The sequence below is a fragment of the Chitinophaga rupis genome (genome assembly GCF_900109685.1).
GTDB classification, from domain to species: domain Bacteria; phylum Bacteroidota; class Bacteroidia; order Chitinophagales; family Chitinophagaceae; genus Chitinophaga; species Chitinophaga rupis.
The window spans coordinates 137,328-155,652 of sequence record NZ_FOBB01000003.1 but is presented as its reverse complement, the minus strand read 5'-3'; the positions used below and the strand labels follow the sequence as shown (position 1 = coordinate 155,652).

Here is an 18,325-nt window from a genome sequence, read left to right as displayed (position 1 = left end):
ATTTCCTGCCAGACGATTTTCTTAAGTCGTCTGTTTAGAGGATTGATCTTATTCTTTGACATATCTATTTAATTGACATGAAACTACGCAATATCTGCAACCTAAAGAGGCAGGATATTCAAATTTAAGGTATCAATAACAAACAGCCAGTGATGAGCAAAAACCGCCCAATAATACGGTTTGATGGAGACCCCGTAAATTTCCTTACCTTAATACAATAATTGAGCCCCATGCCTACCACCCCAGGTATTCAGCATTACGATGTAATCATCATCGGCGCGGGCCCTGCCGGCTGTGCCTGCGCTATGGCCCTCAGGGATTCCGGCCTGCGCCTAGCCATCATGGACAAACACCACTTTCCACGCGATAAGGTTTGCGGCGACGCCATTCCTGGCCTGGCCATTAAAGTGCTGCACCAGATAGATCCACAGTTTGCAGAGAGGTTAGCCGCTTTCAGTGAAAAGCTGCCCACCAAACGGACGGTCTGTTATTACAACAATAAAATGATCAACTTTTCATGGAGCCTGGAGGCCTATACCGCTACCAGGGAATGTTTTGACAACTTCCTTTTCTCCGGGATCAGGAACCATCCTGACATTCACGCACTGGAAGGTATTGCAGTAAATGATATTATCAGTAACCCTGAGGGATATACGGTAATAACGAAAGATAACCAGCAGTATCAATGCACCCTGTTAATTGGCGCTGATGGTATTAACGGCGTTACCGCCAGAAAGCTGGCGCTGCGCGAAATGGACCGAAAGCACCATGTGGCAGGGGTTAGAGCTTACTATAACGGTGTTAGCGGTATGGATGATACCTGTACGGAAATCTATTTTGACAGGAAATACCTGCCGGGATACTTTTGGGTATTCCCCATTAAAGGAGGTGCCGTTAACGCAGGAATGGGCATCTTGTCTGATGAAGTAGCGAAGAAAAAGATCAATGTTAAAGATGCTTTTCACAATTTTATTGAGCGGTCAGCAATATTGAAAGAAAAGTTCCGGGATGCGCAGCCCTTAGGTGCAATGCAGGGCTGCGGCCTTCCCATAGGATCAAGATGGGTGGTTATGAGCGGGGATCATTTTTTGCTGGCAGGTGATGCCGCCTCCCTGATAGATCCCATGAGCGGAGATGGGATCGGTAATGCCATTCTAAGCGCTAAGCTGGCAGCAGAACAGGCAATACAATGTTTTGCAGCAGGCAGCTTCAGGGCTGCATTTATGAAAAATTATGAGCAGCAGCTTTATAAAGCAGTGGGGGCCGATATGAAAAGAAAGGCAGGGGCGCTGAAAATGCTGGCCAGGATGCCCTTCTTTTTTGATATAGCATTTGCCATCGGCAAAAACAGGATCGTGAAAAAATTTATAAAGTGAGCTTTACCTGCTTATTGCACGATCAGCATCAGGTCTTCATAATCGTGTGCGGATACAAACACGGGAACATCAGCCCACGCAGCTTTGCCTTTGTTTGCAGTTAGCGTATGCTTAACCAGTTCCTGTACCCGCAGGATCACCAGGTATTCATGCAGCTCACAGGCCTGTCTCAGCTGGTCATCGCGGTACCCTTCTGATTTCATATATTTCTCGTTGGCTTTCTGCAGCGCTTCATAACCTGTGATGGTGAAGGTTTTTTCGGATTCTCCGCTGAAATCCGTCAGCCAGCTGAGGTCACCCAGGCGAGGTATCGATTCATAGGCCAATGCATGGAGGAACCAGCGCTCGTATTGAGTAGTAAAGCTATTCATTTCAACATACATAGCCTTAATTTCAAGCTCCTCTTCAACGGTCATTGCCTCATAAAAATAGTCAAGAAACTGCGTCAGCGCAGGCTGCAGGTGCAGCAGGTCTTTGCCTATTACCTGTTGAAAGTCTGATGACGGCAGCTGCTTAAGCTTTGCCTCTGTTTCCCGGATGGCTTCTCCTATTTTTCCGGCTTGTATAAGTTCCTGGATCTGTTCCATAGTTTTATTACTGTTCAACAAAGGAAAGATATATTGGGCAAAGTGTGTAGATTAAATATTCTGACAGGATTTCGTAGATTAGGGCCAGATACCCTGAGATTACATGAGAAAAGTATTGTTTTTTCTGCTACTGGCGCATCAGGGATGGGCGCAGCCATCCCTACAGGCTAAGAAACCTGTTGACAGCCTGTCTATCTACAACCGGCAGCTTGCTCCCGGCGAAATGAAGCAGGACCTGCAGGTGTTCCTCGACATCCGTAAAAAAACCAACTCCGGCCTGTATCGCTACCGTACCAAAAAGCAGATCGACAGCATTTATAAATGGGCCTTTACACAGGTACGCCAGCCCATGTCTACGATCGCTTTTTTTAAGATCATTTTACAGCTGACTGATTTTGAAGGAAGCTGCCATAATTATACAGAGCCCAATGCCCGCCTTGTTAAGTATCTCAATCAGCAACGCGGTTTCTTTCCTTTTGCGCTTAAATATATTGAGGGCCAGATGATCTTCAATAGCAAAACAGAGCAGATCCCTGTAGGATCGCGGGTGCTAAGCATAAATGGTGTTGCAGACAAGGATCTGATGCAATCCTTTTACAAATACTATACGGCAGATGGTTTTACCCAAACACAAAAGCTATCGGGCAGCGTAAACAGGAGCTATGGATTGCGTTACCTGTATGAGTACGGGATCAGGGATAGTTTTGCGATCCGTTTCACAGCGCCGGGCAGCACGCAGCAGCAAACAGTAACAGTGCCGGCAGTATCGCTGGCCGAGCGGGAGGCTAACTTATTATTGCGTCACAGTGCGCCGGTAGACAGTGTGACCGATTACAAAGTGCAGCCCAAGTATAGTTTTAAGATGCTGAATCCCACCACGGGCTTATTGAACCTGCGGATCTTCACCATGGCTAATGACGCAGACGATCCGGCCTTTCCGGTATACGTAGCGTTTATGGATAGCATCTTCCGGGTGCTTGACAATAATAAAATACCCAACCTCATCCTGGACATCCGCAGCAACCCCGGTGGCAGTGATCCCACTTTTGAACAGCCCATGATGTACCTGACAGATTCGAGCTTTAAAGAGAACACACTGGCCTATACCATCTTTGATAATGGCATTCCATATGAGGAATATTTTTGGGGTATTTCTACCGCAGTAAAGATGGATTCTGCAGAGAAAGTTGCGGGAAAACAGATGCTGAAAGATTATTTCCCGGCATTACACAATGGCCGCAATATGCAGAATCCTAAATACAACCCGGTGTATCACCCTAAAAGTCCCGGATTCAAAGGGAAATTGTATCTGCTCATTGATGAAGATGTGGCTTCAGCAGCATCACACCTGGCTTCCCTCGTAAAAGCCTATGCACGTAATGTCACTATCGTGGGAGTAGAAACCGTTGGGGGATATTATGGCCATAATGGGCATATGTCATTGATATACGAGCTGCCGCATTCAAAAATAAAAACGAAGCTTTCTATTGTTTATGTAGTACAGGATGCGCCTGTAAAGCCGGATCAACCGGAAGGCCGGGGCATTATTCCCGATTATACGGTGTGGCCTGCTTTCAGCGATTTTATGCAAAACCGTGATACGCAGATGGAGTATGTGCTGAAGCTGATCGCAGGGAAACCTTAAGGCGGCTATTATTGCCGGAAGGTAAGGGTCGTTTTGTATTCAGCAAATCTGCCGGACGCTAATCCTATTAAAGTTGAATATTGAATTTAACCTCGTCCTTATTTCCAATCAACTGGAATATCTCGGAACTCCACAGCAAAAGGTTCCCCCCAAGAATGGGTATAGCTGTAATTAAACAGCTTGATTTTTTTTACATCCGGCAAAACGCCTCCGAAAGTATAAGTACATTTTATAGGGACACCCGTCTTTAAATCAATACTTGTAATATAATCCGAGGCTCCAATTGTAAAAGACTTTAGCCTGTATTCGTTGCCTTCGGGATCAATAATGGATTTAACAGCCGACATGATATACCAATTGGCTGCACTCGTCGTGAGGACCATAGTTAATTTGATAGATTGTGCTTTAGAGTTGCCTTCTGCCTTCATAAGCTTGAATTCAATATTATCTGATGTGGTGGTTTGGATTGGCTCGTTTGTAACAGTGGGCATATTTACAGGGGCTTCAACATGCTTGTCAGACTGCAGTGTTGCCTGTAACGGCGTTGATTGTTCCGGTATTTGATTAAGGTGATTTTCAGAACGCCCTGCCTTTTTAATATAAGGTTTTTGGGGAGTTTGAATATATTTTGATGTTGTATCAACTGTAGGCAATGACTGCGATTGCGACTGAAGAATATCCGAGGTAGAAGAATATTTTTTCCAGAAACTTATTACGCCAATAAGTGGAGCTATACATGCAAGTAAAAGTAAAAAAAACTTAAACTTGTTGTCGAAGATTTTCTTCTTCCCTTCTGCATTATTTATTTTATTAGAGAAGGATTCTTTTTCATTTTTCTTTCTCAATGCTAAAACATATCCCCCCTCATCTTTCAATTTCCGTCCAGCGTGTGTTAAACTATATTGAGTACTACGGTTGTTTATACCTACCCCTGGATGCTTAGTTAAATACCCTTCGTTTATCAGAATATCCAGGGCAATAACGTGATATTTATCATAGAGGTCTTTATCATGAGAATCATTCCAATTAACGATATGTTTCAATTCTGCTTCATCTATCTTTTCCGCTCTGGGAATACAGAGCAAAAATCTGTCTGCCAGCTGGGCTTCAGGAGTTATGTATAAATTGGATTGATTGTTCATATAATGTAGAATGGATGATTCGTTTGTATCAAATATAAATAACTAAATGGTTCTTTGTTGAAACTCTCCTTTTTCTAAAGTCCCTTGTATAATTAAAAGTAAATAAATTATTATATAAACACATGTTCATCAAACTCTGCAATTCGTAAATTCAAGTTATTTTCTTAATTTGTTAAGAATCAGCCTAACTATTACAAGACCCTCAGAGCTTCCATCAATACAAAATCCAAAAATCCTTTTTATGAGTTACGATGACGGTTATCAACAAGGCTACTATGATGGCAAGTCTGCTAAACGTACAGCGGAAAATACGAGTGCTTTTATCAACATGCTTTTTGCCTTTCTCTTATTATTTCTGCAATTTTTATATTACTGTATTATTTTCAGCGGAAGCCTAATTCTGTCTCATTTATTGTTAAAGAGCTTGGGAGTCACCGATAAAACTGGAACATGGGAGTACCTGCTTTATCTTTTTGGTGTTGGATACATAATGGTTTGTCTTATTTTTTTTATAAAAGGAATTATGATTCAATATAGAATTGCTCAAAATAAGATATGGATTCCGCTGTTTATATTATGCTTATCAGTTGTCTGCCTTATTCCAATTGTTTTATTCCGCTTACTCATATACGATTGGTTTTTTCGTTCATATGATTTGAAGTCTGCATCCCCACTTTTATGGCCTACAATAGTAAGCTGGTTACTGGCAACAATTCTGGGGGCTATCGTTTACAGAAAGTATAGGCTAACCGAGGATTATGTTATTAATCTTGCCGCGTGGTCATATATTCTGGGCATTAAAGCCGGGAGAAAGCTAAACAAGTAAATTGATTGACAAAAAACAAATTATTATTTAATGCTGAACATTACGGCTGAATGCAGAACGAAGAAAAGATATCCTTAACAAAAAATGGACATCAAGCAACCATTCCATTCCTCTTCCATAAAAGCAGCAGCAGGGTATTAACCCCTGTAAGCAGGCACAAAAACAGGATGGGTTTATGATGATACAAGCCCTGGCACATCCGGCTCACGGATATTATAAGGGTCATCCATAGGAAAATATTGGATAATCTATTTGCTTTGAGGGAAGTATACCTGTCAGCAAGATACAGGAGCAAATGCCCGCTTGCCATGTGCACAAGGTACCAAACCAGGAATTGTTTGCCGGCTAAATGATACGGGATATAGCTGGACAGGAATAATCCGCCATACAAACAGGGGAGTAAGAGGTAGCCAGCCATTGCCGGCAAAAGCATTACATGTTTTAATCTCATAAGTTTGTTTTTGATTTAATTAACTTCCACAACCACCGCAACCTCCGCACCCGCCTCCGCATCCACTTCCACACCCGCTGCTGCATCCACCGCTGCTGCAACTACTGCCGCTGCTTTCATCCCGTTTTCTTTCTTTATCTGCAGATGTTCCCTGCGAGGCGGTCGCGATCGATCCAAAGACTATTATTGCGATGATAATGATAAAGGGGGCATACCCGCTGGAAGGTCCGTTGCAGGCCGCAAGCATCAGTAATGGAAGGAGAAGGAGAGATCTTCTTTTTAAGAACCGGTAAAGAAAGTTGAAGCGGCCTTGGGAAGGAAAATACCTATCGTCCCAGAAAGCCGGAGGGGGCGCTGTATGAAAAGTATCGCGGTAGAGCGCAAGCGTATCTGCCCGCCAGTTTTTGTGTTTTTCTTTTTCGGGTGATCCGCCTGTTGAAGGATAGTGATGAATATTTCGGTTCAATGTTTTGCCGCAAAATTCTTCCCAGTAGTTCTGCGTGTAGATCAGATGTAAATGCCATACCTCATCGATCACTTTAGAAGGAGAGGCGCCTTGTGGCGAAATACAGCAGAGGAAAATGAATTTCCGGTATTCTTCTATGGCTTGTAGCCCGAAATCATAGTCCCATTTATTTTCCCTGGCAAGTCTGCGTGAAAAGGGGAATTTGGCGCCAGGGTCATCAAAGGGAAAGGCCGCGATCTTTTGCCAGAGCTGGTCCTGTTCTTCCCTGCTGATAAGCGCTGCTGTTGTTTGTTTCATAACTGTTTGTTTTTTCATGCTGATACAAAGCTGCCGCTATCCCGGAAGATGGACGTATTGGAATTATCCTTTGAAGACTTATTTTCGTATTAAAATCGTATTATGAGTAAGGACGAGCTGGCACAACTTGAACGGTTAATGAATTACATTGCCCATCATTTTATCAGGAAGAACAGGTGGGAGGATGTGTCAAAGGCAGAGTGGCTGTATATTTCAGGAGAGTTCAATAAGTTAATGCAGAAAGGAAAGCACCCGCAGCAGGAAACCGCCTTCCTGGGTGATAACTACTTCTACGAGCATCTCATCATCAAAAGACTGAAGGCTGCAAAGGCGGGGAAAGCATTGTCAGACATCAGCAGCCCCAATTTTGGGAAAATGAATATTATAGCCGGCATACTGGGTTACGACAGCTATATGGATTTTCTCACAAATGCCGCAGCGGTTTTCAGCTTCCATGAACTTAAGATCAATATTCCGCTGGGTGTGGTCAACACTGCTTTACTGGATCACCTTACAGGATGCTGGTATTGCTACAACAGTAACCTGCCCTTAACAGGCCCTGGTACTAAAGAGGAAAGGGTAAGGCGCTCAGCTATGGAAATATATCGATCCGGCGATGAATACCTGGTGGAACGCAGCGGCAAGGACAATCATATGTATTACGGCAAGATCACCGCTTATGCCGATTACATTTTCATCATCATGAACAGCACTACTTTTATCCGCCAAAGACATTTTATCGGCCGGCTGAAAGATGCAACCGGTAAGCTGAAGCAAAAAGGTTACAGTGTGAATCAAATGAATTTCGTAAGTACCTGCGTTAGTTTTAATGAAGATCCGGTAGCGCTGAACGAAATATTTGACCGGGTACCTGCAAAGGATTTTGAGAAGCTGTCGGTGGACCTGCCTTTAAGCAGTCCTGAATTGCCGGCTCATATTTTACAGCAGCTGAAGAATAAAGGCCTGCACCAGATCACGGATTATTGAGTAGGTACGGAATGGGGCCAGCCTGAAAGCTTCTTTTACTTTTAGGCCAACCCCAGGCAAAACTCAATTATCCAGGATAAAGGTGCCGGCTTCCGCCAGGCCGGGTTGAGGTTGACTGTCAAGCCCCGATATGGGTACCAGCTTAAAATACCTGAATTGCTTCCTTGCAGGAAGATTAAAATATTGCTTATCAGGATAGAGATTAAGCAGCTCAGTGATACCAAGATCTTCCCATGTCTGGTTGTCATTGCTCACCAATACCTGCAGCTCCTTTATTTTCCGGTCGCCGGTTTTCTGAATGAAAACAAAACCATCTACGGGAGAAATATGTCCCATGTCTACCGTGATCCAATGATCAGGGTAATTGGTAGCAGCGGTGGAATAACGTGCTATCCAGTGCGTAGTGGGATCGCCGTCTATTATCCGTATCGCTAACCTGCTATTGTTAAGCTCTTCTGAGCTGAATCCGGCAATTGACCAGTTCTCTTTTGTATACATCTTCCGTATCGGTTCACCGGAAGGCTTTTGCACAGGAGAACCGATCTTTACCGGTACACCGAAATCAGGCGTGCCATCTGCATTCCATGTAAATTTCTGTATGCGTGCATTGCGGCCACCCCCGCCAGCTGCACTGCGTGCATGGTAAATGATCCAATCTTCCGTACCGTCAGGTGATTTGAAAAAACCATTGTGGCCCGGGCCATAAGCGCCGCTATCTGCGTTCATTGAAAAAACAGGATTGGATGCTTTTACCCAATCAGCAGGATTCATAGGATCACCGTTCAGGTTAAGGCTTAGTAAGCCCAGGCAATAAGTATCCACCCAGTAACCGCTGGCCGAATACACTATGAGCAGGCGTCCGTCCGGGTTAATGATCGCCTGGGGGCCTTCGTTAATTGCGTTTCCATTCATTTCCCAGGAATAGGTGGGGCTGGAGATGACCACTCCCGCGCCCGTAATTGTCCAGGGATTGCTCATTTGGGCAATGTAGATACGTTGTGGTGCAGCGCCTGCATTGCCGCCAGACCATAACATGTACATTTGCCCGTTATATTTAAAAACGGTTCCGTCTATCGCCCATTGATCCGCAGGATCGGCAACCTTTCCTTTGAATACCCAGGTGCCCTGTGTGGGGTCGGCAGAGCTATTTTCAACCACATACATACGGTGATTGGCGTTAGAGCCATCATCGGCGGCAAAATAGAAGTACCACTTATTGTCGATCTCATGAAGCTCCGGCGCCCAGATGTTTTTTGAGTACGGCATTCCCTGCGGAGGGATCCATGCATCGTACTGTTTCGCCAATGCCAGCTCGGTCATAGCGCTGGTTTTGTAAAGCACTAATTTACTTCCCTGTGTGTACGTGAAATAATACATGCCGTTCTTTTGGGCCACCCAGGGATCAGCACCGCGCGGTATCAGCGGATTTGTGAACGTGTTTTCAATCGTGAAATTTGCCTCATTCAGTGCAGTAGCACCATGAAGCATATTGGCATCATTAGCAATTAGCTTATCAGGGGTTGTTTTTTTACAGGCGGAAAAAAGTGCAAGGCATAACCAGGCAATCAAATGGATAGCATTTTTTTTCATGGAGGAAGTGGATTAACTGTTAACGTGGAAAAGTGTAATAAACGCGCCATACCCCCAAGATCCATAAAACTATCAACAGTGTCAAAGGTTCACAGTGATAACCTTTGACACTGTTCATTTACCTGTCAAATGCAATCGCAAAGGGTTTCCTTACGGGAGCATGTAGTGCAGGAGGTTTCCTCAAAGGAGGTCACACAAATACCGCCTCCTTTCAGGGCCGCCTGTTTTGATTTACTGAGATTTGAAATTTTGATCTTCATCAGCTGGAGCTTTTTTGGGTTCGTGGTCTTTTTCATATTTGGATAGTATTAAATCATCCTCTCCTGTCTTTAGCTTGAGGGTGCAATGCCATGGAGGGGTTGTTCAGCATGTAACTAAAGTTAGAACAATAGCTGCTGATAATCAATACCCATAAATGGGTAGATTTATGACCAATATCCAGGCCTATCAAAGAGAAAGAAATTATTTATTCCGTCCTTAAGCTTTTTACCGGGTTGGCAAAGGCCGCCTTAATTGCCTGGAAGCTCACTGTACAAAGCGCTATCATTACCACCAGGACCGCCGCTGAAACAAAAATAGGCCAGCTCAAGGTGATCCGGTAGGGATAGCTTTCCAGCCATTTACCCGCTGCCAGCCAGGCCAGGGGCATAGCAATGATCAGCGCGATCATAACCAGCTTTATAAAGTCTTTAGAAAGGGCGGCAGCTATGCTTTGAACAGAAGCTCCCAATACCTTTCTTATGCCGATCTCTTTGGTGCGCTTTTGTGCAGATAGAACAGAGAGGCCGAACAAACCAATGCAGGAGATAAAGATCGTAAGCACGGCCCCAAACAAAATTATTTGTTTCCACCGGGCTTCCGATTCGTAGCTTCTCAGGTTCTGCTCATTTTTAAATACATAACTGTAGGGGCTTAAAGGAAAGAACTGCTTGAATATTTTTTGGATATATTCCAGGCTTCTTGCAGCCGTGTTGGGCCTGATCTTAATATAAAAAGTCCCGTATGGGTTGGAATTCTTCATGGTGAACAGCTGCGGAGCTATCTTCTGATTGAGCGCAGCAAAATGATGATCTTTTACCACGCCAATGACCTGGTAAACCTTATTATTTTGGTAGTTAAAAATGACGGATCTGCCAACCGGGTTTTTCCATCCCGCTTTCTTTACAAATGTTTCATTGACCAGCACTGAATTAACGGAATCAGACGGGAAATCAGCAGAAAAATTCCTGCCCTGCAGCAAGGGGATCTTTAAGGTTTGAAGATAGGATTCATCCACGGTCTCCCATGCAAAGCTGATGGAAGAATCATTATCCAGCTTTGCACCCGTCATCCACGAACCGCTATTTTTAGGAGCAACATACTCAATATCCGGATATTTGAGCAGCTCCGCCTTAAAGATGGCTGCCCGTTGGTGCGCCAGGTTATCCTTATTGACCATCACAATATTGCTGTCGTCATAACCCAGGTCTGTTTTTGTCAGGTAATTGAATTGGGAATAGATCGTAAAAGTGGCAATGATTAAAAAGGAAGCAAGGGTGAACTGTAAAACCACCAGCGATTTTTGCAGGTAGCTTTTACCTTTCAGGTTAAATCTGCTATAAAGCGTTTCAACCGGTTTGTAACCGGATAATACCAGGGCAGGATAAAAGCCAGCCAGCAGGCCGGTTAGCAGGAACAATGCAATATAACCAGCAATAAGTTTGGCATCAAGTAAGTAAACGATCGCAAGCTTTTTATTCGACAGCTCATTGAAGAACGGCAGTATTATCTGTGCCAGCAGTATGGCCAGGATAAAGGCAATCGCGCATAACAAGAAAGACTCTCCCAGGAACTGGATCACAAGCTGCCGCCGCTCACTCCCCACCACTTTACGGATGCCTATTTCTTTGGCGCGCCTTACAGAACGGGCCACCGTCAGGTTCACAAAGTTAATACACGCAATGAGCAGCACAAACAAGGCTATTCCGGAAAGAATGTAGGCATACATCGGGTTGCTGGCGTTCTGCAATCCGTTCTGGGCCGGCAGCGTTGTACTCATATGCATTTCGCGGAAGGGTTGCAGGAAGTAGGTGCCCATTTGGGCATCTTCACTTTCACTGGTGCCGTATTTAATGTTGATGGCTTTAAAAACCTCCGCTGCATCCTTTTCATAGAACCGTTGCATCTGGGCCGATACTGTTTGCGGATTCGCATGGTCATCCAGCAGCACAAATGTGTTAAGGAAAAAGCTAAACCAGTTATCATTGTTCTTTGCATCTGCTTCGTTCTCCTTAAAGGGTAGCAGTATCTTGTATTGGATAGATGAGTTTTGCGGGCAGTTATCGGTTACGGCAGTCACCTTATAAGGCACAAACAGGCTGTCTTCCCTGAGCAGGAGGAATTTGCCAACAGCCGCTGTAGTGCCAAACTGTTTTTTCGCCTCATCCCTGGTAAGCACCACTGAATGGGGCTGCCTTAAACAATTTTTTGCATCGCCATCGGTTAAACGAAATGTAAATACCGACAGGAAGTTTGAATCTACATAAAGCAGGTCCCTGCTTTCCACTTCCGTGCCTTTCTTAAAATCCCTGCTGCCGCTTTGAATGCGTACGAATGATTTAATGCCTGTAACATTTTGTGTAAACCGGGGCCCTTGTAAAAGGCCGGTATTGCCATCCTGGTATTCAGAGCCGTGATGAACTGATTTTAGCGCAATCCGGTAAAGATTAGGGCCGTTATGATGAAAACGGTCAAAGCTAACCTCATCTTTTACATAGAGCAGGATCAGCATCGCGCAGGCAAGGCCAATGGCCAGCCCCGCGATATTAATGAAAGCATATACTTTATTGCGGGCAAGATTGCGGAGGGCGATCTTAAAGTAGTTCTTAAACATAGGCATTGAAAATGCCTTTTCGCGTCAATGCCTATGCCAAAGGATAATTTGTTGTTTTTTAATGTTTTGTGAAACATTGCTTGCGCCAGGCTGTCCGATTACGGACATGCGGTGTACGCTGCCGGACTTACTCCAAAGACCAAACCGCCAGCTCATAACCATCCGGATCTGTGAAGTGAAAACGCCTGCCGCCGGGGAAATTAAAGATGTCTTTTACTATGGTGCCGCCTGCCGCAACGATCTTCTGTCGGGTAGCTTCAATATCGTTTGAATAGAGGATAACTAAAACAGTACCTTTTACCGGTTTTCCGGAAGTGAATCCGCCATCTACATATGTACCCTCAAATGCCGTATAGTCGGGCCCGTAATCGGTAAACTTCCAGCCAAAGCTCTTTGTATAAAATTCTTTGGCGCGGCTAATGTCTTTTGACAGGAACTCAACATACTGTACCTGCTCATGTTTCAATTTGCTTTTGGAAGTGTCTGCCATAGATTGTATGCTTTTTGCAAAGGTATAAAACGGCTATTATTGCCTGTTTGGAAAAAAACGACAAAATCAGCATGGGCACGCATAAACGAAAAAAGTCCTTCATCCTGCCAGCGCTTCCACATAGCTCAGTAATATTCCGGTGTGGCGGATGATCATAATGGGCCGGCCGTATTTAAAAATCTAATCTTACCGCCAGCGCCGGATTGGAATTGCTCAATACCCCCGCTTGCATTTTAACAGGGCTTTTCTGCATTTCGAAACGGGAAGAAAGATGCATTGCTTTCCTTTTATTACTACCCGCAGAGATAAAAAAGGGGATGCTTACAAGAGAGGTAACAATACCGGTGCCGCTCATGAAAACAAGTGGGACCGCTGCTTCAGCTCCATCGTCATTGTGTTGGGAGGCAACAATGATACCTCCGGCAAATAGTGCAACGCCGCTCCCCAATATAATCCAGGCAGCCGTTTTCTGGTTTTTACTTCTTTTTTCATAGTAGTCCTGGCTGCGCAAAGGGGAAGGGGTGCTTCGGTCAAATACATTTTTTGAAGCCAGCTTATTCAGCGCTATTCCGGCAGTAAAGGTTAAAGTACTGATAGGCCTGTATTGCGAAGAAAGCCCGATATGCTCCGTAAACCCGAATTTTGTAAAATGAATGGACGCGTAAGGCGCTAATGCAGAAGCCCCCATGATACCAAAACCGCCGGATAGATATATTGCGCCATTCCTGCGAATATTATAAAATTCGCCCGAAAGATATTCCATGGGGTAAATGCCATAACCAGGGTCCACACTGGCATAAAGCCTCCATTTTGATAGCGGGTAATAATATTTTAGCGTGGCAAAAACGGGTATGTATAATTTACTGTGTTCCTCAAATTTCATGGGTTTGATGCCTAAGCCGATGGAAAGGTTTTTTGCCACCTGAGCATTGCCAACGATCTCTGCTCCATAACCTTTCGTTTTTGAGAAAACGCCTGATGCGCCCAGTTGAAGGCTGGATTGGGAAAATGAGGCCAGGCTGGATAATAAAAATAAGGCGATCAATGTAAGGGATAGCTGTTTCATGCGCTTGCGGCCGTTCAGAACTTTTAGCTTTTTTTCAACTGCCAAAAACAAATATAAGCATATTGATTAAAAAGTAATTGCCGGCAGCAGCTCATCTATATTGTTATGGAATGAACTCCTTTTTAATTCCCAGCTTTTTCATCTTTGATTTTAATGTAGAAGGGGGAATATTTAGAATTTCAGCGGCCGCTCCAGCACCCCAGATCCTTCCATTACATTTTTTCAGGATTGAAATAATGTAATCCCGCTCATTCTCATGAATGGTCTTTATGTACGAGCTTTCAATGCCTGCTGCTGATGTTTTTGGAATAGCCGGTAGTTGAATTTCTTCTATCAGGCTGCCCCTGGCAAGCAAAATACTTCTTTCTACCAGATGTTCAAGTTCACGGATATTGCCGGGCCAGTGATAAGCCATCATGCTTTTTAAAACGTTGTCTGAAATACCACTGATCTTTTTCCCGGATTTGTGATTGTAATAATTCATGAAGTGATAGGCCAGCGCAGGAATGTCTTCTTTACGTTCACGCAAGGGCGGGAGCCGGACGGGGAAAACATTTAAACGATAATACAGGTCAAGCCGGAAACGCCCTTCTGCAACTTCTTTTTCCAGGTTTTTATTCGTTGCTGCAATAATTCTTACGTTGATTTTCAGGGTATCCCTGCCGCCTATTCTTTCTATTTCTTTTTCCTGCAATACCCTTAGTAATTTTACCTGCAGTTCAAGGGGCATTTCTCCAATTTCATCCAGTAAAATAGTCCCATGGTCAGCTTTTTCAAACTTGCCGATACGTTTATCATTCGCACCGGTAAAGGCCCCTTTCTCATGGCCAAATAGTTCAGATTCAATTAAGGTGGGAGGCAATGCGGCACAATTCACTTTTATAAAGGACTTGTTTTTCCTGGGAGATAAATTATGAATAGCATCGGCAATTTTTTCTTTCCCGGTACCGCTTTCCCCAAGCAATAGAACAGAAGTATCTGAATAGGCTACCTGCTCTATCAGATCCATTACATTCAACAGCGCAGGGCTTTTCCCGATAATAGTTCCAAAATCCGGATTGGGATCAGGTGCCTTACGATGGGGAATGCTGGTAAGCTCATGGTGTATGGATAATGCGGATCTTTTTTCATTAGCGGAAATACTGTTCATAACAGCGATCAAGGGTTGTTGCAGCCGGAAAAGCAGGTCAAGATGTTCTGCATTATAACCTTCTTCCAGGCGGCGGAAGAAGCTAAGCGAGAACATATAGCTGTCGGAAGTTATGAACGGCAAAACAATATTGGAAGAAAAACCAAACACTTTTGCAAACAACGCTTTCATGGGATGAACGGGAAATAACTTTTTAAAATCATCACCGTTATACCACTTTGCTGTATTGTCAATGGAGTTATGCTCAAGCAGGTCTTTAATTTCTTCCATGGGCCTTCCTGACATATTTGAGAGGCTGTTAAGGTCAATGGTCTGGTATTCACTAAACCCGGCCCGCATAAAAGCAAAACCACTGTAATGCCTGCTTTCCAGGGGTTTGAATTTCACGTCCACACAATCGAATGGCAGGTGCTTTTGAAGCACTTTAGCCGTTTCAATAACTTTTGTATTCCAGTTCCCTTCTTCTTTCTCAATAGTATACAGATCTTTTGTCAGCTGTTTTTCACTGCGCCATTTCGATTCCTGGTTGTGTTTGTGGCGGTAGTGTGCAATTTCAAGCGCAACAAGCAGATCTTTTTCCCTGAAAGGCTTTACCAAAAAGCCATAAGGTTCAGTGGTTTTGGCTGCATTCAGTACCTCCTCATCTGAATTGGCCGACAAATAAACAAACGGAATATTATCAGCAGAGAGCTGTTTGGCCAGGTCAATCCCTGTTTGCTTACCTTTTAAAAAGATATCTACCAGCACAAAATCGGGCTTTTCACTTTTTATGAGCTGCTCCGCCTGTGAAACCGACCGTGCAATGCCGGTAATAATATAACCTGCCTGCGTAAGCATCAGCCTGAGATAATCAGCTTCCACAAACTGATCTTCAACAATTAATATTTTCTCTTTCATATGGAATAAATGTTTTTAGTCTTATTTATGATAGCAAAGGTCTTTGTCAGCCATCATAAATAAATTCCAGGCTTATTGCGGTTCCATTGTAACCGCTGATGCTGAATTTTCCGTCTATATCCTCGCTCAATCCGTACATAAGCTTCATGCCCATTGACTGAGGAACTGGGGTAGCGGGATCCTGCCGCAGCCCCACTCCATCATCGCTGATAGTTAATAATAAATTGCGCTCAGATTTATACTTTAATGAAATATTGATCGTGCCGTTCTTATTACCCGGAAAAGCATATTTAATTGAATTGGTAATAGCTTCATTCAGAATGAGCCCAAGCGGAATGGAATGTGAAAGATTTAATGCGATGGGCTCGATCTGTAAATTGAATTGAACCGACTTGCGGATATTAAAGCTATCCCGCAGGTAATCTGCCAGCTCATATACATAATCCGGCATATAGATGGCGGATAAATTCTCTGACTGATACAGCTTTTGATGAATGAGCGACATGGCCTGGATCCGGTGATGGCTTTCACTTACAGCCTCAATAGCTTCATCTGTTTTGAGATATTGTGATTGTGTTGCCAGCAGGCCTGATACCGTATGAAAATTGTTCTTTACCCGGTGATGGATCTCCTTTATGAGCCATTCTTTTTCTGTAACCAGGTGTTGAAGCGCCAGGTTCTTCTTTTCGATCTCCTTTTGCTGAGCTTTCAGTTTTTTATTAGCCTGCTGCCTGATCCATGAATTATTGGCCTGCAGGCCTATGATAATAAGCAGCAGTATCACAGCACCAATAACCCAGTTGCGGGTTTGATTGGCCTGTGATAGCTTATTTTGCTGCAGCTTGCTTGCATTTTCAAGCATCTTAATATCCTGGTCTTTCTTCTGGGTTTCAAACGCTATCTGCAGCTGTTCGATGTGATTGCTGGTAGTTTCATTTAATAAAGAATCACTTAACATTTTATAGAGCTGGTAATGGGTAATGGCGCCAAGGTAATTGCCTTGTATGGAATCCAGCTTAAACCATAAATAATGATTGTGGTTTAATTCTAAAGGGCTTTGAATGGCTTTGTAAAAAGTGTCTGTTCCGGCAAGATGTTTACGGGCAAGCTCATATTGATGCGTTGCCAGGTAAAATTCTGTCACCGGGTATTGGGCCTCACTCTGGTCCGGCTCATATTTATCGAGCCTTTTGGAAATAGCTAAGAGCTGATCGCAATATTTTTGAGCTTGCTGGTATTGCCTTAATTCTTTATAAGTGATCAAAAAACTTGCGGTGAGATATAGCTGTGAATAAATATCCTTTGACGGGTATTTTTGTTGCGCCTCCTGCAAAATTTCCAGCGCTTCCTGTGGTTTGTTTAATGCGATAAGCGTTCTTGAGATCTTAGAGCTTAGTAAAACAATGGTTTCAGTGCTGTTATATTTTTTCGCCACATATAACGCTTTTTGAAAATAATCATAGGCAGCATTATATTTTTTCATACGGCTATAGGTTGAGCCTATGCGGTTGAAAATGGTGGCCAGTTGAATAGTGGTGTCATTAATGGATGCTGCAGCTTTTACGGCAAGCAATCCATATTTTAAAGCTTGTTCATTATTCCCGGTAACGCTGTAAACAGTGCCTAAAAGGTCACAAATATCTTCAAGATTGGGATGCTTAATTGATTGGTATAACTGAAGGGAACGATGCAGCACAGATAAGGCTTTTGAATAATTCCCCGTTAGCTGCACCAGGTCGCCCAGCTCTTTCAGGATATCAGCTTCTTTTAAGGTGCTGCCGGACTTTTGAAATGCAGGGAAAGAAAGCTCCTCTACTATGCGGATCCTTTCTGTTAGTTCATCAGCATTATTTATTGAATAGTAGCCTGAGAGGTCATAATAAGCATAACCCAGCTCTAAAAAGAAGTTGTGTGCCTTAAAGATCTCTATAGCCTTATCCGCAAATTGCCTGGCCTGGGCCGTATTATTTTGTACATGAAGGATCTTGGAGAGCTGTTCGTAACTATTTCCAATGCCTTTGGGATAATTCAGCTTTTTACTAAGCTGTTCGGCAGCATGTTCATATACCAGCGCGCTATCAAGATATTTTGTGCCGCCGGATGCTTTCTTAAAATAGTGTTCGCTTAATTGCAAAAGCAGGTTTACGCTTACGGTGTCTTCTTTACTTTTTTTTAATTGCAATAGCAAACCATCGGCGCTGTGATCTGGTTGCTGCGCAGCAACCGCAGAATAGATCAGTACCGCCAGCATAAACACATATTTAATTTGCCTTCGCATGTGCCCGGGATGTTTTTGGGGAGCTAAATATACGTTGCTTTTGCTATCCTTTTAAAGATACAATTAATGCCGTTCTATTTCGTGGTATTGTTTTAGGACCGCGATATTTCGCGGTGGTTTTCTACTTCATTTTCATCAAGTATCTGATTGATACTCATTTAGGTTGGTGGCACTTTGTTTGGTGTTGGTAAACAATTATTAACCA

General features: G+C 43.6%; 14 protein-coding genes. 4 read left to right on the top strand and 10 right to left on the bottom strand.

Annotated features, from left to right (window positions below):
- The first annotated feature begins 230 nt into the window (after positions 1 to 230).
- A complete protein-coding gene (locus BMZ54_RS13730) occupies positions 231 to 1,376 on the top strand; it encodes a geranylgeranyl reductase family protein (protein WP_089912329.1) in 1,146 nt (381 codons plus the stop codon).
- Positions 1,377 to 1,387: 11 nt separating this feature from the next.
- Here BMZ54_RS13730 and BMZ54_RS13725 read toward each other — a convergent pair whose 3' ends face one another.
- Positions 1,388 to 1,963, bottom strand: a complete 576-nt coding sequence (locus BMZ54_RS13725) for a hypothetical protein (protein WP_089912324.1) — start codon at positions 1,961 to 1,963, stop codon at positions 1,388 to 1,390.
- 103 nt (positions 1,964 to 2,066) lie between these two features.
- Here BMZ54_RS13725 and BMZ54_RS13720 point away from each other — a divergent pair, with 103 nt between their 5' ends.
- Positions 2,067 to 3,608 (top strand): S41 family peptidase, encoded by a 1,542-nt coding sequence (locus BMZ54_RS13720; RefSeq protein WP_089912321.1) that lies wholly within the window; start codon positions 2,067 to 2,069, stop codon positions 3,606 to 3,608.
- Positions 3,609 to 3,706: 98 nt separating this feature from the next.
- Here BMZ54_RS13720 and BMZ54_RS13715 read toward each other — a convergent pair whose 3' ends face one another.
- The gene (locus BMZ54_RS13715) at positions 3,707 to 4,750 is read right to left on the bottom strand and encodes a hypothetical protein (protein WP_089912318.1); all 1,044 of its coding nucleotides are present in this window, start codon (positions 4,748 to 4,750) and stop codon (positions 3,707 to 3,709) included.
- Positions 4,751 to 4,991: 241 nt separating this feature from the next.
- On the opposite strand from BMZ54_RS13715, the gene BMZ54_RS13710 reads away from it, so the two are divergent.
- On the top strand, positions 4,992 to 5,576 hold the full coding sequence (locus tag BMZ54_RS13710; protein WP_089912315.1) for a hypothetical protein: 585 nt from the start codon (positions 4,992 to 4,994) through the stop codon (positions 5,574 to 5,576).
- A 470-nt stretch (positions 5,577 to 6,046) separates the two neighbouring features.
- Here BMZ54_RS13710 and BMZ54_RS13700 read toward each other — a convergent pair whose 3' ends face one another.
- Positions 6,047 to 6,790 (bottom strand): glycine-rich domain-containing protein, encoded by a 744-nt coding sequence (locus tag BMZ54_RS13700; RefSeq protein WP_089912309.1) that lies wholly within the window; start codon positions 6,788 to 6,790, stop codon positions 6,047 to 6,049.
- 102 nt (positions 6,791 to 6,892) lie between these two features.
- On the opposite strand from BMZ54_RS13700, the gene BMZ54_RS13695 reads away from it, so the two are divergent.
- Positions 6,893 to 7,777 (top strand): hypothetical protein, encoded by an 885-nt coding sequence (locus tag BMZ54_RS13695; protein WP_089912305.1) that lies wholly within the window; start codon positions 6,893 to 6,895, stop codon positions 7,775 to 7,777.
- A 63-nt stretch (positions 7,778 to 7,840) separates the two neighbouring features.
- Here BMZ54_RS13695 and BMZ54_RS13690 read toward each other — a convergent pair whose 3' ends face one another.
- From BMZ54_RS13690 to BMZ54_RS13665, 7 genes are all read right to left on the bottom strand, one after another.
- Entirely contained in the window at positions 7,841 to 9,367 is a 1,527-nt protein-coding gene (locus tag BMZ54_RS13690) for a family 43 glycosylhydrolase (protein ID WP_089912302.1), read from the bottom strand.
- A 125-nt stretch (positions 9,368 to 9,492) separates the two neighbouring features.
- Entirely contained in the window at positions 9,493 to 9,663 is a 171-nt protein-coding gene (locus BMZ54_RS32945; protein WP_156093016.1) for a hypothetical protein, read from the bottom strand.
- 170 nt (positions 9,664 to 9,833) lie between these two features.
- Positions 9,834 to 12,239 carry an ABC transporter permease gene (locus BMZ54_RS13685; protein ID WP_089914130.1) on the bottom strand — a complete coding sequence of 802 codons (2,406 nt, stop codon included), beginning with the start codon at positions 12,237 to 12,239 and terminating at the stop codon, positions 9,834 to 9,836.
- A 127-nt stretch (positions 12,240 to 12,366) separates the two neighbouring features.
- Positions 12,367 to 12,729: a VOC family protein gene (locus BMZ54_RS13680; RefSeq protein WP_089912299.1), complete on the bottom strand. Its 363-nt coding sequence runs from the start codon at positions 12,727 to 12,729 to the stop codon at positions 12,367 to 12,369.
- 172 nt (positions 12,730 to 12,901) lie between these two features.
- Entirely contained in the window at positions 12,902 to 13,840 is a 939-nt protein-coding gene (locus BMZ54_RS13675) for a hypothetical protein (protein WP_143081012.1), read from the bottom strand.
- Between the two features lie 58 nt (positions 13,841 to 13,898).
- Entirely contained in the window at positions 13,899 to 15,842 is a 1,944-nt protein-coding gene (locus BMZ54_RS13670) for a sigma 54-interacting response regulator (protein ID WP_089912293.1), read from the bottom strand.
- Between the two features lie 46 nt (positions 15,843 to 15,888).
- Entirely contained in the window at positions 15,889 to 18,120 is a 2,232-nt protein-coding gene (locus BMZ54_RS13665) for a histidine kinase dimerization/phosphoacceptor domain -containing protein (RefSeq protein WP_089912290.1), read from the bottom strand.
- Positions 18,121 to 18,325: the final 205 nt, after the last annotated feature.

Excerpts from the sequence above, each read along its gene's own strand:
- BMZ54_RS13670 (WP_089912293.1), bottom strand. The coding sequence starts at position 15,842 with ATGAAAGAGAAAATATTAATTGTTGAAGATCAGTTTGTGGAAGCTGAT.
- BMZ54_RS32945 (WP_156093016.1), bottom strand. The coding sequence starts at position 9,663 with ATGAAAAAGACCACGAACCCAAAAAAGCTCCAGCTGATGAAGATCAAA.
- BMZ54_RS13685 (WP_089914130.1), bottom strand. The coding sequence starts at position 12,239 with ATGTTTAAGAACTACTTTAAGATCGCCCTCCGCAATCTTGCCCGCAAT.
- BMZ54_RS13700 (WP_089912309.1), bottom strand. The coding sequence starts at position 6,790 with ATGAAACAAACAACAGCAGCGCTTATCAGCAGGGAAGAACAGGACCAG.
- BMZ54_RS13720 (WP_089912321.1), top strand. The coding sequence starts at position 2,067 with ATGAGAAAAGTATTGTTTTTTCTGCTACTGGCGCATCAGGGATGGGCG.
- BMZ54_RS13715 (WP_089912318.1), bottom strand. The coding sequence starts at position 4,750 with ATGAACAATCAATCCAATTTATACATAACTCCTGAAGCCCAGCTGGCA.
- BMZ54_RS13730 (WP_089912329.1), top strand. The coding sequence starts at position 231 with ATGCCTACCACCCCAGGTATTCAGCATTACGATGTAATCATCATCGGC.
- BMZ54_RS13690 (WP_089912302.1), bottom strand. The coding sequence starts at position 9,367 with ATGAAAAAAAATGCTATCCATTTGATTGCCTGGTTATGCCTTGCACTT.
- BMZ54_RS13695 (WP_089912305.1), top strand. The coding sequence starts at position 6,893 with ATGAGTAAGGACGAGCTGGCACAACTTGAACGGTTAATGAATTACATT.
- BMZ54_RS13710 (WP_089912315.1), top strand. The coding sequence starts at position 4,992 with ATGAGTTACGATGACGGTTATCAACAAGGCTACTATGATGGCAAGTCT.
- BMZ54_RS13725 (WP_089912324.1), bottom strand. The coding sequence starts at position 1,963 with ATGGAACAGATCCAGGAACTTATACAAGCCGGAAAAATAGGAGAAGCC.
- BMZ54_RS13665 (WP_089912290.1), bottom strand. The coding sequence starts at position 18,120 with ATGCGAAGGCAAATTAAATATGTGTTTATGCTGGCGGTACTGATCTAT.
- BMZ54_RS13680 (WP_089912299.1), bottom strand. The coding sequence starts at position 12,729 with ATGGCAGACACTTCCAAAAGCAAATTGAAACATGAGCAGGTACAGTAT.